Raw genomic sequence first — 15,000 nt, forward strand, 5'->3', positions numbered from 1 at the left:
ATGCTGGAACCGACGAATCCGGACGCCCTGCTCGAGGTCCGCGGCCTGCGGGTGGAGTACGCGACGCCCTCCGGCCCGGTCCCGGCGGTGGCCGGCGTGGACCTGACCCTCGCCCCGGGCGAGTTCCTGGGCGTGGTGGGCGAGTCCGGCTGCGGCAAGTCGACGATGCTGTTCGGCATCGCGCAGCTGCTGAACCCCCCGGCCTCGGTCACTGGCGGCGAGGTGTGGTTCAAGGGCCAGAACCTGGTGGCCCTGACCTCGAAGAGCCTGAACGCGCTCCGCTGGCGGGACTTCTCGGTCGTGATGCAGAGCGCGATGAACGCCCTGAACCCGGTCCACACCATCGGCCACCAGTTCAAGGACGCGATCAGGGCGCACGCCAAGTGGTCCGACACCGAGATCCGGGTCCGCTCGGCCGAGGTCCTGGGCCTGGTCGGCATCGACCCGGTGCACCTGAAGTCGTACCCGCACCAGCTCTCCGGCGGCATGCGCCAGCGGGCGATGATCGCCATGGCCCTGCTGTTCACCCCCGACCTGATCGTCATGGACGAGCCCACCTCCGCCCTGGACGTGGTGGCGCAGCGCTCCCTGATGGCGCAGATCAAGGAGCTGCAACGCCAGCTCGGCTTCGCGGTGATCTTCGTGACCCACGACATGTCCCTGGTCAGCCACTTCTCGGACCGCCTGATGGTGATGTACGCGGGCCAGGTCGTCGAACTGGGCACCACCCGCGGCGTCTTCGACGCCCCGGCCCACCCCTACAGCAAGGGCCTGCTGGACGCCTTCCCTTCGATCCGCGGCGAGAAGAAGCGGCTGACCGGCATCCCCGGCGCACCCCCGAACCTGGCCAAGCCACCGACGGGATGCCGCTTCCACCCCCGCTGCCCGGTGGCGATGGACCGCTGCCGGACGGACGAGCCGGAGCTGTACCAGGCCGGTTCGGCACAGGCCCGCTGCCTGCTGCACGACCCGGCGTTCGTGAAGGTGGAGATCGAGTCGTGAGCGACCAGAACAATCCCGCCGGCGGCGAGCTGCTGCGCACCGTGAACCTGACCCGCCACTTCAAGATCGGCGGCGGTCTCTCCCGCAACACCCTGCACGCCGTGGACGAGGTGAACCTCCACATCAACCGCCGCGAGATCGTCGCCCTGGTCGGCGAGTCCGGCAGCGGCAAGTCCACCATCGCCCGCCTCCTGGCCCAGGTCTACAAGCCCACCTCCGGCGAGATCCACTTCGAGGGCAAGTCCCTGAGCTCCCTGCGGGGACGCAAGGAACAGCTCGCCTATCGCGGCGAGGTCCCGATGGTCTTCCAGGACCCGTTCGCTTCCCTGAACCCGGCGTACCGCGTCTCCCACGGCATCTTGCGCGGTCTGAAACTGCACCGCACAGAACTGTCGGCGTCCGAGCGCACCGCCGAAGCCGAACGCGTCGTGGAGGCCGTGGGCCTGAACCCGGCAGCGGAGATCCTGCAGCGCTACCCGTACGAACTCTCCGGCGGCCAACGCCAACGCATCGGCTTCGCCCAAGCCCTCGCCTACCGCCCGAAGCTGATCCTGGCCGACGAACCGGTATCGATGCTGGACGTGTCGATCCGCATCGGCCTCCTGAACGTCATGGCGGACCTCCGCGAGAGCGAAGGCGTGTCATTCCTCTACATCACCCACGACATCGCGAGTGCCCGCTACGTCTGCGACCGCGTGATGGTGATGTACGGCGGTCACATCGTGGAAGCCGGCCCGACCGAGGACGTCCTCCAGGAACCGAAGCACCCGTACACACAGCTCCTGCTTTCAGCGGTCCCGGACCCCCGCGCACCCCTGTCAGTGGACGTGGAAACCGCGAAGACGGAGCCGCCCAAGGTGGTCAACCCACCCGCCGGCTGCCGCTTCCGCGACCGCTGCCCTCTGGCGGAACCGATCTGCCACGAGGTCACGCCGAAGCTGGCGGAACTGACACCAGGACATGAGGCCGCGTGCCATGTGGCGCAACGAGCGTCGGTGGGGGTGGCCGGCTGAGTCCGGCACACCGTCGCTCGATGCGGTGCGGGGTCTTGTGAGGCGGGGTCCGGGCTCAGGCCCGGGCCCTGCTGTTTTCGGCGAGGGCAGCCTGGCCGGCGTCTCGCCGCCACCTGTTCGATGACCGGCCTATCCCTCGACGCCCGTCGGCTCCTGCGCTCCCTGCCAAGCCTCGAACACCAGCCGCCGCACCGTCCCCACCCCCGAAGCCAGAGCGCCCTGCAGCACGGCGTTCGCCCCCAACTCCGACGCCGCGAGCTCCGGCACCAGCGGCGTCATCCGCTCCAGCGCCTCCCGCAGCGGGTCCAGCAGCAGATCGGCGCTGTCGCCGATCCCGCCGCCGAGGACGACGAGCTCGGGGTCGATGACAGCTGAGATCGCGGCGACGGCGAGAGCCAGCCGCTCGGCTTCGCGTCGCACGACTTCGAGAGCGGTCTCGCTGCCGGCGCGAGCGGCCAGGAAGACCTGCTTCGCGGACGCGGTGTCCGCGAGCCCGAGTGCACGCGCCGCGGCGACGATCGAGTCGGCTGCCGCCGCGTCCTCCAACAGCCCTCGCGAGCTGGCGTGGTCCGCACGCCCTTCGCGGCTCCCGCGCTCTTCGTGTCCTTCGTGTCCTTCGTGTCTTCCGCGAGCTCCACGGTCCTCCCGACCGCCCTCGCTCTGCGGCGTCCCATAGGGCAGGTACCCGATCTCACCGGCCGCTCCACGCGCCCCGGGAAACAACCGCCCGTCCAGCACGATGCCCGCGCCCAAACCGGTACCGACCAGCAGATACACGAACAGGCGCCGCCCCCGCCCCGCCCCGGCCGCGTACTCGCCCAACGCCGCGAGATTCGCATCGTTCAGCAGCTCCAGACCGGTGCCGAGCGACTCCGCCAACCGGTCCGTCACCTCGCGCCGCCCCCAGCCCGGCAGGTTCACCGCATAGCGAAGCTCGTTCGTCGCCGTGTCGATGACACCCGGGCTCCCGACGACCGCGTGCAGCACCCTGGACCGCTCGACCCCGGCCTCGGCGCACACCCGCCGCGCCTGCGCCACGATCGCGTCCACGATCCCGTCCGCGTCGGCGGCCGTGTTCGGCTCGTCGACGCGGGCCACGACGGTCCCGTCCAGATCCGCCAGCCCCACCCGGATCCAGCTTCGCCCCACGTCCACGCCGAACGCGTACCCGGCGGTCGGGTCGGCCTCGTACAGCACCGGCGAGCGCCCGCGCCCGGCCACCGCCTGCTTGCCGATCTCGCGGACCAGGCCGCCGTGCTCCAGACGTCCCAGCGCGGTCGAGACCGTCGGCTTGGACAGCCCCGTGAGGCGGGCGAGCTCGGCACGGGACGTGGCACCGTCGGCCCGCAGCCGGTCGAGCAGGAGCCGCTCGTTGTTGGTGCGCAGGACGCTGCGATTCCAGGCGGACTCCACGGTCACGCGGGCTCCTTTCTCGGTCGGCGGCCGGCAAAGCGCAAGAATGCCCGATCCCCGTGATGATCGCCCTCGCGCGAACGATGGACGCACAGGTCTCGATGGTCGAGATTATCCCCTCCCCGTCCTTGTCGGTGTCCGACGCTACCTTCAAAGCATGACTTCCACCGCCCAAATGTACGGCTATGTCCGGGCGTCCTCCCTCGGCCCCGACGGCCTCCTGGACCTCCAGACCTCCGGCGGCACGACCACCGCCGGCCCGGCCGCGCACCCGCGCTTCTTCTCCGGCTTCCTGGGCGAAGCCGAGCCGGCGGCGGCCGCGCTGCTCGGCGTCGCGAACGTGGCGCAGGCCCGCTACTGGCGGCCGAACCTGGCGGCGCTGCGCGACCCGGTCGTGACCTGCAACGGCGACCGGCTGCGGTTCGAGTCCTTCTCCGGCTGCTGTGGTGTCTACGCCCGGCTGGACGTCCTGGAGTCCGGCATGGACGGCCTCGCCCTGGACCGCGGCACCACCAACGTGGACGTCAACAACGAGCTGCGGCTGGCCCTGGCCCGGGTGCGTGGCGGCGACCCGTTGAAACTTGAGGTGGGGCCTGAGGGACTGGAGGCCACCACCTTCGACGGCACCGTGGTGGAGCGGAAGGTGCCGTTGCCGGCCCGCTGGCTGCGCGGCTTCGCCGAGGTGCAGGCCGTCACCTCCGGCTACGACCTGCGTGCCGAGCTGCGGGCCGCCGACGCCGCGCGCTTCCTGCGGAGCCTGCCCAGCGCCCCGCGCGGTGTGCAGTGGCTGGTCCCGGCCGGCCGGACGCTGCGGCTGGCGGCCACGCCCGGCCCCGGCGCGGTCTGCCTGGCCGGCCCCCAGCGTCTCAAGGAGCTGCTTCCGCTGCTGCGCTTCGGCGGCGCGCTGCGCGTCTACGGTCCGAACGTGGCCCGCGGCGCCGGACCGGTCGCCTCGGTCTGGCAGCTGGACCTGCCGGGCATGCGCCTGGTGCTGACCCTGTCGCCGGAGATCACCCGTGGCTTCTCCGGGGAGGGTGCGGTGCTGTCCGCGCTGGCCGGTGACGAGGTGATCGACGACGCCGAGACCGTCAGCGCCCTGCTGGCCTTCGACGCGCGGGTGGAGCCGGACCGGCTGGCCGAGGAGTCCGGCCTGCCGGTGGCCCGGGTGCGCGCGGCGCTGACCCAGCTCGGCACCGCCGGGCGCGTCGGCTACGACCACGCCGACGCCTCCTACTTCCACCGCGAGCTGCCTTACGACGCCGAGCGCGCCGCCCGGCAGAACCCGCGGCTGCGCGCCGCGCGCGACCTGCTCGACGCCGGCGCCGTGGCGTGGGACGCCGGCATCGCGACCATCACCGTCGAGGACCACGTGCAGCGGGTGCGCGAGGCCGCGGACGGCGGGCTGTCCTGCACGTGTCAGTGGTATGCGAAGTATCAGGGAGGGCGGGGGCCGTGCAAACACATCCTCGCGGCGGACGCCTATCGTCGTGGCGAGCGCGGTTCGGCCGACGTCTGGGACGAGAGCACGGCGGACGAGGAAGCGGTGGCGGCGCGATGAGCACGGTGGTCATAGCCGGTGAGCCGGGCACGGCCGAGCACCTCACCGCTCTGCTGGCGTCCGGTGACGCCGCGGCTGTCGCAGCGTTCTTCCAGGGCATGTCGGAGAAGGAGCGGCGCACGTTCGTGAAGCCGTTGCGCGCGCAGTTGAAGACGCTCAGCTGGCGGGTGTACCGGGACTCCGGCCAGAGCCAGGACTGGAGCCGGTTCCGCGACCTCCAGCGCCGCTCCGCCCGGACCCAGATCCCGGCCGCGATGGCGGTGCTGGCGAACGCGCCGGCGATCGCGAAGTACCTGCGGACGGTCCAGCGGCAGAACGGCCTGGACATCGCGCCCGACGCGATCCGGCGGGTGCTGGCCGACCGCGCCCCGGAGTGGCTGCCCGAGCTGGCCGACGAGCTGTCGGCGGTGCTCGACGCGAACGATCTGCTGCCACTGGTCGACATCGTCGCCGACGCCGCCGGGGCGGTGCCGGCCGCGACGCCGGGGTACGTGCGGGCCTGGGCGGTGCGGCACCGGTGGGGCCACTCCCGGGACCAGGAGCGCGAGACGTTCCTGGCGGAACCGCGTCTGGCCGAGTTGCTGCCGCTGACGTTCGACGACGACGAGAACGACGACCTGTTCGCCGAGTGGTCCTCGTTCCGGAAGTTCGCCCAGGCGGCGGTCGAGCAGGGCAAGGCCCCGCGGGCCGAGGTGCTGGACGCCTGCGTCCGCCGGCTGCTGCGCGGCGGCCGCCTCGGCGCGGTGCAGGGCCACCTGGGGTTCTGGACCAGCCTGGCGCCGACCGATGACGAGATCGTCGCGCGCGTCTCCAGCTGTATCAGCCTGCTGTCCTCGCAGAGCGGCACCGTCGCGCGGGTATTCCTGGGATCGGTGAAGAAGGTCTGCGACGCCGGACTCGTCGACCTCGAACTCGCTCTGGAGGCGGCATCGGTCGCGGTGACGCGGCCGGAGAAGAACGTCGTGAAGACCACGCTCGGCTGGCTCGACGCGCTGGCCGCCGAGCACCCGGACCGGATCGTCGAGATCACCGGGCACCTCGCCACCGCCTTCGGCGCGCCGGGCGCCGATCTGCAGGAGCGCGCGGTGAAGCTGATCGGCAAGCGGGCCGAGGCGCTGGGGGAGGGCGACCGGCGGCGGCTGGCGGCCGAGGCCGAGGTCCATCTCGCGCCGGACCTCGCCGCGAAGCTGGCCGACGTGCTCGGCGTGGAGCGGGGCTCCGCGACCTTCGACGTCGGATACCCGGACGTCACGCCGTTCGAGCCGCGCCCGCTGCCGCCGCCGATCGGGTCGCCGGCCGAGCTGGCCGAGGAGGTCGCGGCGCTGATGCACGGCGACCCGGTCGAGGCGATGGTCTTCGAGCGGGTCCTGGAGGCGTTCGCCGCGTTCGCCCGGACCGACGCGGACAAGCTCGCGGAGGCTGTGGCGCCGGTCGTCGAGCGGCAACGGCCGGGGTGGGAATGGAATCTGGAGAACTTCCCGCACACGCCGCGTGTCGCCCTGTTCCGGCTCGCCGAAGCCGCGGCCGGGTCCGGCACCCAGGCGAAGCGGAAGCCGCACCGGGCGAGCGTGCACCAGCTGTGGCCCCGGGTGCGCATGCAGCGGACCGGCTATGCGTCGGTGCGGAGCCGGACCTCACCGGCCGACTTCCTGATCCTGCGCGCCGCCGAGATCGCCGCCGCCCTGGGCCTGACCGATCTGCCGCCGCTGGTGGCGATCCCGACCGCGGCGAACGGGATCGTCGACCCGCGGGTGCTGGCGGACCGGCTGCGGGAAGGCGAATCAGAGGGCTGGGTCCCGCTGGAGGCGGACTTCCACCAGGCGCTGCTGCGGCTGCCGGCGGACTGCGGGGAGGTCGACGCCTCCGGCCTCACCTCCGATGCCGGCCGGCGCTTCGCGGCCTGGGTGGCGGGCGACCGGACCGAACTGCCCGCCGAAGAGATGCCGGACCCGCTGCTGCGCGACCGGGTGCGCTACGGCCAGGGCCGGAGCACGTTGCTGAACCAGCTGGCGCGCAAGCACGTCTCGCACCCCGCGACGCTGCTGGAGCTGGCGGCGGGCGTGTGGAGCGAGCCGGAGCGCCAGTACGACGGGTCGGACTGGGCCGTCTGCTGGCCCGCGATCGCGCCCTCCCATCCCGACCTGGTCGCGGTGGCCCTGTCGGGCGGCGCGGACTGGAGCACCGCGGAGCCGTCGGCGGAGTCGGCGGTCGTCCTGGCGGAACTGGACGACCCGGTCCACGCCGGCACGCACTACCTGATCGCCTCCCGTCTGGTGCACAGAGACGCGCGCCTGCGCGCCTCGGGGGTCGACGCCGCCCTGGTCCTGGCTTCCCGCGGCCTGCTCGACCCCGCGCGCCTGGCCGCCACCCTGGCCGAGCGTTTGGCCTCCGAACCCGCCGCGGGCCTGCGCCGTATGGTGCCCTGCCTCCGCGACCTCGCCAACGGCGGCGCGGCGGGCCAGACCTGGGAGACCATCGCCACCCTGTTGCCGCTGATCCTGCCCCCGGCAGTGCCGAAGGCCATGGCCGGTACCGGCGACCTCCTGGTGGCCGGCACAGAGCTGGCCGGCGCGCTGAACGTCCGCACCCCGATCGACGCCGTCACGACCGTGGCGGAGAAGAAGGGCGGGAGCGCGGTGGCGAACGCCGCGCGGCGGCTCGCGGGGGTGCTGGGGAGCGGGTGACGGGAGGTGCCCGCCGCGGCGCCGGTCGGTGGGTGAGGGAAGGCGCCCGACCGGCGCCGGGCTCCGCTGCCTGGTGTTCTCCCGCGCCGGCCGGTGGGAACCAGACCGGCGCGGAGCGCGTCCAAACCACATGAAGCTGACGAGATGGATGTGCGTCATGGCTCTGATGTTCGGTGCGGCGGCGTGTTCGTCGAGCGCCTCGAAGCCCGCTGCCGACGGTTCGTCGTCGCCGACGGGGGCGAGCAGTCCGTCCACCGGCAGCGCGCCGTCCTCGGCGACCGGCAGCGGTGGCACGCCGGCGACCGGCAGCGGCGGCACGTCGGCGCCGGGCACCGGCACGCCGACGACGCCGGTGCCGTCCTCCGGTCCGGTGCAGCGGGTGGCGGAGATCCACTCCGAGGGCGGGTTCGCGGGCAACGCGCTGCGGTTGCAGCCGCCCGCGGTCGTCGTGTACTCCGACGGGACGGTCGTGCTCAACGCGAGCAAGCGCTACACCCTCGACTCCGGCGCTCTCGCCAGCCTGCTGGCGTCCGTCCGCAAGGACCTCGACGGCCTGCCGGAGACCGTGAGCCCCACCAAGGGGCGGCCGATTCCGGACATCCCGACGACGGTGCTCGGCATCCGCAAGGGCGACGGCAGCTATCAGACCGTGCGGGCGGCCGGGCTGCCGCAGATCGGCAAGGACGGCGGCTATCCCGCGCCGCTCTATGACGCCTACACCAAGCTCAACGACCTGAACGCCACCGCCGGTACGCCGTTCACCGGGCCGGACGTGCGCTACCTGCTCTCGTGCCCGGCGGCCGGCGGCACCAAGCCGGAGCCGTGGCCCGCCGGGATGCCGCAGCCGGTCAACGCCGAGGGGGCGACCTGCGTCGAGATTCACGTCGCCACCGGGCCGGCGGCTGCCGCGGTGCGCACCGCGTGCCAGGCCTACCTGCCGGGCGACCTGCAGTCGAAGCCTGCTGTGCCCTACCAGTCGGACAAGGGAGTGCGCACCTGCCAATGGCGTTACGCGCTGCCCGACGAGACGTCCTGATCCGGTTCGCCGACCCAGCCGGCGACCAGGATCAGACCGCTGGGGCGGTGCACCGCGTAGTACGCGAACGGCCGGTCGAAGACCGCTGACACTCTGCGGATCCGGCTCGGCCGCGGCGCCGCCCCGGCCCGCATCGCGAAGGCCGTCACGGCCGCCGCGCGGAACCCGCTCGCGGTGAACACGGCGACGGCGTCCTGGCGGGCCTGGTCGACGGTGAGCGGGAAGGCGCTGACGCCGGGGAAGTGGCCGCTCCCCGGCGTCATGACGTGCTCCAGTCCGAACAACGCTGCGTGCTGCCGCAGATCATGCTCCGCGCGGACGCGGAACGGGACCGTGGTGACGGCCAGGACGTCGCCGGGGCCCATCGCGTCGACCGTCTCCACGCTGAGGCCCGGACCGGCCGCGCCCTCGGCCAGATCGGCTCCGCTCACCGCGGGGAAGACGTCTCGGGGTCCGGCCAGGTCCGCGCCGACCGCCAGCACCTCGGCCGCCGACCGCTCCCCGGGCCCGAGGACGAGCAGCACGTCGACGTCGCCGTCGCCGACGACCGTCAGAGCACTGACCCGGCCGATCGGCGTGTCCGCGAGGCGGAGGGCCCGCAGGTCCCAGCCGGACCGGCGCAGCACCGACAGCCGGCCGTCGGCGGCCCAGGGGCTGTCGGAGTCGACGCGTCCCGCGTGGAAGTGCTCCCGCCACGTCACGTCGACCGTCAACGCGCTCGCGAGAACGAGCATGGTCGCGGGGCCGATCGTGACCGGCATCCTCGGAACCAGCCCGTCGGTGTGCTCCGACGCCCACGCGTCCAGCCGCTTCCGGTCCGTTCCGGCGTCACCGGTCAACGCACCGTGCACGCCGGCCGCGAGCCGAGCGAGCCAGGCTTCGTGGATCTCGGCCTCGCGCCGCGTCCACAAGCCCAGGGCGATCCGCGACGCCGCCGAGGACTCCATGACCGCCAGCACTTCGCGCGCCGCCCGGGCCGCGTCCTCGGCCGGGACGCCCAGCGCCGTCGCGAGCTCGGCGCGCCCCGTGGCGTCGGCGCCGTCGGCGAGGAAGGCCAGCAACGGCCACACCCCGGCCCCGGACAAGACCGTGGAATCAGAACCCGGACTCTCCGCGACCGCGGCACACCACCGCTTCGTCAGAGCATTGACCTTCTCGACCGTCATGTGTCAGGCCTACCCGACTCCCGCCCACTCCGGCAACGCCTCGCACCGCTTGCGCCACCCTTCGGGGACCCCCTCCACGCCGACGCGCGCCGCCACCACCCCGCCGACGATCGCGCAGGTGGTGTCGATGTCCCCGCCGACCAGAGCCGTGTCCCAGAACGCCGCCTCGAAGTCGCCGAGCCGCTTGGCCGCGACCCACAGACAGAAAGGGACGGTGTCCGGGGCCGATATGTAGCGCCCGTTGCCCAGGGACGCGGCAGCGCTGCGTGGATCGCTGAGCGGCAGCAGGGTCATGGCGTTGCCGATGCCGTCGCGCACCAGTCCCGGCGGGGTCCGTTCGGCGACTTCGTCCAGGAACTCGTACCCGGTCAGGTCGGTCGTCGCCGCCAGCGCCGCCGCGAGGGCCACCGCCACCGCGCCGGCGACGCCCTCCGGGTGCGTGTGCGTCACCTCGGCCGAGGCCGCGGCCTCGGCGGCGACGCGGTCCAGGTCCCCGGCGCCGTACCAGGCGCCCAGCGGCGCGACCCGCATCGCGGCGCCGTTGCCCCACGATCCGCGGCCGTCGAACATGCCCGCCGCCTGCTCGCGCCAGTCGGCGCCCTCCTGGCGGATGAGGCGCAGCATGCGGTTGACGCCGGCGCCGTAGCCGCGGTCGAAGTCGTGGTGGTCGGCGAAGGAACGGGCCAGGATCTCCTGGTCGACGCGGCCGAGGTCGCGCAGCACGGTGAAGACCGAGCACGCCATCTCGGTGTCGTCGGTCCAGTACCAGGGATCCGGCGGCAGCCGGCGGTCGGGCAGCAGGGGCTGGTTCAACGGGATGAAGTAGCAGGCACCCACCGCGTCCCCCACGGCCAGGCCGCGGAGCGACGCGACGGCACGGGAGTGCGATTGGTCGTCGGTCATGTCTCCACTCTTACTACAGGCCTCCCCCAGAACTCACTCGTCTTCGCCGGCGGCGTCTGCGATGATCCCGTGGGAAGGAAACACGTGCTCAAGCTAATTGCCCCTTACAAGCCGATTCTGGCCATTCCCGGGACCCGGGCGTTGTTCGTGGTCGCGTTCCTGGCGCGGCTGCCGCTGACCGCCAAGTCCATGGCGCTGACCCTGCACGTCGTGCTGGACCAGCACGGCGGTTACGCCGCAGCCGGTGTGGCCGGCATGGTGATGACGGCCGGCATGGGCGTGGGCGCTCCGCTGCTGGGGCGGATGGTCGACCGGCGCGGGTTGAAGCCGGTGCTGGTGCTGACCGGGGCGTCCGAGACGGCGTACTGGGTCACCGCGCCCTTCCTTCCCTATCCCGCCCTGCTCGCGACCACGTTCGTGCTCGGCGGCCTGCTCGGCGTGCCGGTGTTCTCGGTGATCCGGCAGGCGGTGGCCGCGCGGGTGCCGGAGGCGATGCGGCGGCAGGCGTTCGCCCTGGACTCGATGATCGTCGAGCTCGTGTTCATGGTGGGGCCGGCGCTGGCGATCGCGGCGATCACCTCGATGGGGTCGGCGCGGGTGACGCTCGCGGTGATCGGCGTGCTGACGGTCGGCGCGGTGGTGACGCTGTGGCTGCTGAACCCGCCGATCGGGCACCGGTCCGGGACGGCCGGCCCGGACGCCGCGCCGCCGCGGAAGCTGCCGGTGTCGACCTGGCTGCGGCCCAGCTTCGTGCTGGTGCTGGCCACCGGCGCCGCCGCGAACCTGGTGCTGTCCGGCACCGACATCTCGATCACCGCGCTGCTGCGTCAGCAGGACGCGGTGAAGTGGGCCGGCGTGTGCATCTTCGCGTGGTGCCTGCTGTCCCTGGTGGGCGGTTTCTGGCACGGCTCGACCGCGCGCCCGTGGCGCCTGCCGGTCCTGATGCTGCTGCTCGGCGCGGGTACCGTCCCGGTCGGCTTCATCGGCCACTTCGGCTGGTGGTGGCTGGCGCTGGCGCTGCTGCCGGCCGGTTTCATGTGCGCGCCGACGCTCGCCTCCACCGCCGAGGCGGTCGCGGCGGCGGTCCCGGCGTCGGCCCGCGGCCAGGCGATGGGTCTGCAGGGTTCTGCGATGACGCTCGGCGGCGCGATAGGCGCGCCGCTGGCCGGCACGGTCGTGGACGCTTCGTCGCCGCCGTGGGCGTTCGCGACGACCGGCACGATCGGGGTGCTGTCGGCCGCCGCGATGCTGGCGTACCTGCGGTTCGCGGCGGCCCGGGAGAGTGCTCCCGTGGGAGCCGGACACGGCTCCGGACCCGAGGTCGTGGTGGGCCCGGAGGGCGCTTCGGGCGCCGTTCTGGAGCCTGCGGCGAGCTGCTGACCCGGCCGCGGCCGGACGTCAGCGGTGGCTTCGCGGCGGTCCGGACCGGTCTCACGCCCGCTTCGGCGTCGTCACCACCACCAGCTCGGTCCCGTCCTCCGACAGCGACAGCTCGGCGGTCAGCGACGCGAGCTCGCCGAGGCGGTGCAGATGGGTGCCGCCGCAGGAGATCTCGATCGTCTTCTCCGGCAGTTCGCACACCCACTGGCGGCGCGCGGTGAGTTCCGGTCCGGGCGTGTCGATACGGACCGGGGCGTCCTCGGCGAGCCAGCCGGCCAGGCGGGCGTTGACCGCCGCGGTCAGCTCGGGCAGGGCCTCGCGCAGGCCCTCGGGATCGAAGCCCTTCTTGCGCAGCGACTTGCCGAGGCGGTAGCGGTCGGTGCTGGCGTCCAGGCCGATGCGGGACGTGTCCATGGCCAGGCTGTCGAAGTCCGGGTGGCCCAGGCCGTCGGTGCGGGCCTCCTTGCGCCAGCGGTCGGCCAGGGCCTCGTTCAGGGCCAGCGCCATCAGGTGGCAGCCGGTGTGCGAAGCGGACAGCGCCGCGCGGCGGGACTGGTCCACGCGCAGTTCCACCTGCTGGCCGGGCTGCACGGCCGAGCCGTCCTCCAGCACGTGCACCGCCAGCCACCGCCACGTCTCGTCGCCGCGCCGCACCGGGATGTCGGTGCCGACCGCGAACTCCCCCTCCGGCCCCACGCCGCCGGTGACGCAGTCCGTTACCGCGTGCTCGGTGCCGTCCGCGACCAGGACCCCGGTGTCCCCGGGCTGGTCCGGCCAGCTGTGGTCGAGCGGGTGGAACGGGGTGGTGTCGACGACCACGCCGGCGCCGGCGCCGGCCGCCAGCGGGCGCACGGCCAGCACGGTCGCGGTCCCGGAGGTCGCGCCGGCGGGGAAGGTGACGAGGGTGGTGGTCAGGTCTGCCATGCCGCCATCGTCTCATCACGCGGACGGCGGCGGGACGCCGCGGCAGGGCAGGATGGGTGCATGCGAGCAGTGGTGCAGCGAGTGAGCGAAGCGTCGGTGACGGTGAACGGCGAGGTCGTCGGCGCGATCGAGGGTCCGGGCCTGTGCGTCCTGGTCGGCGTCACCCACGACGACACTTCGGCGAAGGCCGCGCAGCTCGCCCGCAAACTGTGGGGCCTGCGCCTGTTCGAGGGCGAGGACGGCGCGCCGGGCACCGAGCGCTCCTGCTCCGACTTCGGCGGTCCGCTTCTGGTCGTCAGCCAGTTCACCCTCTACGGCGACGCCCGCAAGGGCCGGCGCCCGACCTGGATCGCCGCCGCCCCCGGGCCGGTGGCCGAGCCGCTGGTCGACGCGGTGGTCGCGGAGCTGCGGGCGCTCGGCGCGAAGGTGGAGACCGGACGCTTCGGCGCGGACATGAAGGTGGCGCTGGTGAACGACGGGCCCTTCACCGTCGTTCTGGAGCTGTGAGGCCCGGACCGCACCTGCGGAGTAACCCTCGTCAACCCTGGTGGCGCGCCCGGGACGTCTATATCATCACCGCCAATCCCTGAGGTCCTCCCGAGGCTGAGGTCATGGTTCGACGTACTGTGCGCAACGCCGCGGTGATGACGCTCGCGGCCGGCTGTCTGCTGTCCTCCGCCGGGATGTCCAGGGCCTCGCAGTCCACCGGGGCAGGGGCCGCACAGGTGGGCGCGAACCGTTGCCGGAACCCGCTCCCGGCCCCGAACCTGCCGTCCGGCGCCCAGGCCACGGACCTGCTGTGGCCGCAGTCGAAGATGGGCCTGGGCGCGGCCGGCGTCTGGTATCTGAGCCGGGGCAAGGGCGTCACCGTCGCCGTCATCGACACCGGCGTCGACAAGGCGAACCCGGTGTTCGGCCCGGACACGGTGCTGTCCGGGCCGAGCGTCGTCGACCTCGGCGACAGTGCGAACTACGACTGCGACGGCCACGGGACCGCGGTCGCCGCGATCATCGCCGGGCGGGAGAACGGTGTCGACGGCTTCTCCGGGGTCGCCCCGGACGCCACGGTCCTGCCGATCCGGCAGACCGACACGGTCGCGAAGCCCGGGAGCGCCGTGCGGCTGGCCGACGCGATCCGCACCGCCACCGCGGCCGGCGCCCGCGTCATCACCATCTCGATCGGGACCACCGAGGACTCGCCGGACCTGCGTTCGGCCGTCCAGGACGCGTTGGCCCACGACGTCGTGGTGGTCGCCGCGGCCGGTACCGGTGGTCCGGCGTCGGCTACCACGCGGCCGAACGCGAAGTTCTTCCCGGCGGCGATTCCCGGAGTGCTGGCGGTCGGTTCCGTGGACCGCGACGGGAACGCGTCGTCGTTCGCGCAGAAGGGCGTCGGAGCCGTGATCGCGGCGCCGGGTGGCCGGATGGCCGTTCCGGCGGCGGGGTATCCGGGCGCGTTGACGGCCGAGCAGGGAACGGGTTTCGCCGCGGCGTTCGCCGCCGGGACCGCGGCGCTCGTCCTCTCCTACCGCCCGACGCTGCACAACTGGCAGGTGGTGCAGCGGCTGGAGGTGACCGCGGACCGGCCGGCGTCAGGCGCGCTCGACGCGTCCGTGGGCTGGGGCGTGGTCAACCCCTACCGGGCGGTGTCGACCGTTCTGCCGGACGAGGGCCGCCCGGACCCGTCGCTCGGTCCCGACTACCGGGTGGAACCCGCCTCCGCGGCGGTGCCGGGCAACCAGCGCACGATGCAGCAGGTGGTGCTCGGGGTGGCCGGTGGCGGGGTGCTGATGCTGGCCGTGCCGGTCATCACGGCCGCGGTGCGGCGGGGACGGATCCGGGGGACGCGCGCGGGGGTGTGACGCAGGGCCGTGACGCAGGGCCGTGACGGTGACCGTCGGGCCCGCCCCGCACCGGTTAC

12 protein-coding genes are annotated in these 15,000 nt (G+C 73.2%); 8 read left to right on the forward strand and 4 right to left on the reverse strand.

Annotated features, from left to right (window positions below):
• Window positions 1-1,002: an ABC transporter ATP-binding protein gene (locus ABD466_RS32215; protein ID WP_344660991.1), complete on the forward strand. Its 1,002-nt coding sequence runs from the start codon at window positions 1-3 to the stop codon at window positions 1,000-1,002.
• The gene (locus ABD466_RS32220; protein WP_344660992.1) at window positions 999-2,015 is read left to right on the forward strand and encodes an ABC transporter ATP-binding protein; all 1,017 of its coding nucleotides are present in this window, start codon (window positions 999-1,001) and stop codon (window positions 2,013-2,015) included. Before ABD466_RS32215 ends, ABD466_RS32220 begins: the two co-directional genes overlap by 4 nt.
• 129 nt (window positions 2,016-2,144) lie before the next feature.
• On the opposite strand, the gene ABD466_RS32225 is transcribed toward ABD466_RS32220, so the two are convergent.
• Window positions 2,145-3,428 carry an ROK family transcriptional regulator gene (locus ABD466_RS32225; RefSeq protein ID WP_344661016.1) on the reverse strand — a complete coding sequence of 428 codons (1,284 nt, stop codon included), beginning with the start codon at window positions 3,426-3,428 and terminating at the stop codon, window positions 2,145-2,147.
• 157 nt (window positions 3,429-3,585) lie between these two features.
• Between ABD466_RS32225 and ABD466_RS32230 the strand changes: the two genes are divergently transcribed.
• The 3 genes from ABD466_RS32230 (at window position 3,586) to ABD466_RS32240 (ending at window position 8,706) form a co-directional block, all read left to right on the forward strand.
• Window positions 3,586-4,986, forward strand: a complete 1,401-nt coding sequence (locus tag ABD466_RS32230; RefSeq protein WP_344660993.1) for a DprA-like winged helix domain-containing protein — start codon at window positions 3,586-3,588, stop codon at window positions 4,984-4,986.
• The gene (locus ABD466_RS32235; protein WP_344660994.1) at window positions 4,983-7,670 is read left to right on the forward strand and encodes a DUF6493 family protein; all 2,688 of its coding nucleotides are present in this window, start codon (window positions 4,983-4,985) and stop codon (window positions 7,668-7,670) included. Before ABD466_RS32230 ends, ABD466_RS32235 begins: the two co-directional genes overlap by 4 nt.
• 157 nt (window positions 7,671-7,827) lie before the next feature.
• On the forward strand, window positions 7,828-8,706 hold the full coding sequence (locus ABD466_RS32240; RefSeq protein ID WP_344660995.1) for a hypothetical protein: 879 nt from the start codon (window positions 7,828-7,830) through the stop codon (window positions 8,704-8,706).
• Here ABD466_RS32240 and ABD466_RS32245 read toward each other — a convergent pair.
• Both ABD466_RS32245 and ABD466_RS32250 read right to left on the reverse strand, forming a co-directional pair.
• Window positions 8,679-9,872 carry a serpin family protein gene (locus tag ABD466_RS32245; RefSeq protein ID WP_344660996.1) on the reverse strand — a complete coding sequence of 398 codons (1,194 nt, stop codon included), beginning with the start codon at window positions 9,870-9,872 and terminating at the stop codon, window positions 8,679-8,681. The genes ABD466_RS32240 and ABD466_RS32245 overlap by 28 nt on opposite strands.
• A gap of 9 nt (window positions 9,873-9,881) precedes the next feature.
• On the reverse strand, window positions 9,882-10,775 hold the full coding sequence (locus tag ABD466_RS32250; protein ID WP_344660997.1) for an ADP-ribosylglycohydrolase family protein: 894 nt from the start codon (window positions 10,773-10,775) through the stop codon (window positions 9,882-9,884).
• 84 nt (window positions 10,776-10,859) lie between these two features.
• Here ABD466_RS32250 and ABD466_RS32255 point away from each other — a divergent pair, with 84 nt between their 5' ends.
• Window positions 10,860-12,155, forward strand: coding sequence for an MFS transporter (locus ABD466_RS32255; protein WP_344660998.1), 1,296 nt, complete (start codon window positions 10,860-10,862; stop codon window positions 12,153-12,155).
• 51 nt (window positions 12,156-12,206) lie between these two features.
• On the opposite strand, the gene ABD466_RS32260 is transcribed toward ABD466_RS32255, so the two are convergent.
• Window positions 12,207-13,079 (reverse strand): alanyl-tRNA editing protein, encoded by an 873-nt coding sequence (locus ABD466_RS32260; protein WP_344660999.1) that lies wholly within the window; start codon window positions 13,077-13,079, stop codon window positions 12,207-12,209.
• Window positions 13,080-13,139: 60 nt separating this feature from the next.
• On the opposite strand from ABD466_RS32260, the gene dtd reads away from it, so the two are divergent.
• Window positions 13,140-13,586 carry a D-aminoacyl-tRNA deacylase gene (gene dtd / locus ABD466_RS32265; protein WP_344661000.1) on the forward strand — a complete coding sequence of 149 codons (447 nt, stop codon included), beginning with the start codon at window positions 13,140-13,142 and terminating at the stop codon, window positions 13,584-13,586.
• 104 nt (window positions 13,587-13,690) lie between these two features.
• Entirely contained in the window at window positions 13,691-14,941 is a 1,251-nt protein-coding gene (locus ABD466_RS32270) for a S8 family serine peptidase (RefSeq protein WP_344661001.1), read from the forward strand.
• Window positions 14,942-15,000 lie beyond the last annotated feature (59 nt).

The organism is Catenulispora subtropica (genome assembly GCF_039531675.1).
In the GTDB taxonomy this organism is placed as follows: domain Bacteria; phylum Actinomycetota; class Actinomycetes; order Streptomycetales; family Catenulisporaceae; genus Catenulispora; species Catenulispora subtropica.

Coding starts and splice junctions, on each gene's coding strand:
- ABD466_RS32215 (WP_344660991.1), top strand. CDS start 1: ATGCTGGAACCGACGAATCCGGACGCCCTGCTCGAGGTCCGCGGCCTG.
- ABD466_RS32230 (WP_344660993.1), top strand. CDS start 3,586: ATGACTTCCACCGCCCAAATGTACGGCTATGTCCGGGCGTCCTCCCTC.
- ABD466_RS32235 (WP_344660994.1), top strand. CDS start 4,983: ATGAGCACGGTGGTCATAGCCGGTGAGCCGGGCACGGCCGAGCACCTC.
- ABD466_RS32240 (WP_344660995.1), top strand. CDS start 7,828: ATGGCTCTGATGTTCGGTGCGGCGGCGTGTTCGTCGAGCGCCTCGAAG.
- ABD466_RS32245 (WP_344660996.1), bottom strand. CDS start 9,872: ATGACGGTCGAGAAGGTCAATGCTCTGACGAAGCGGTGGTGTGCCGCG.
- ABD466_RS32250 (WP_344660997.1), bottom strand. CDS start 10,775: ATGACCGACGACCAATCGCACTCCCGTGCCGTCGCGTCGCTCCGCGGC.
- ABD466_RS32260 (WP_344660999.1), bottom strand. CDS start 13,079: ATGGCAGACCTGACCACCACCCTCGTCACCTTCCCCGCCGGCGCGACC.
- dtd (WP_344661000.1), top strand. CDS start 13,140: ATGCGAGCAGTGGTGCAGCGAGTGAGCGAAGCGTCGGTGACGGTGAAC.
- ABD466_RS32270 (WP_344661001.1), top strand. CDS start 13,691: ATGGTTCGACGTACTGTGCGCAACGCCGCGGTGATGACGCTCGCGGCC.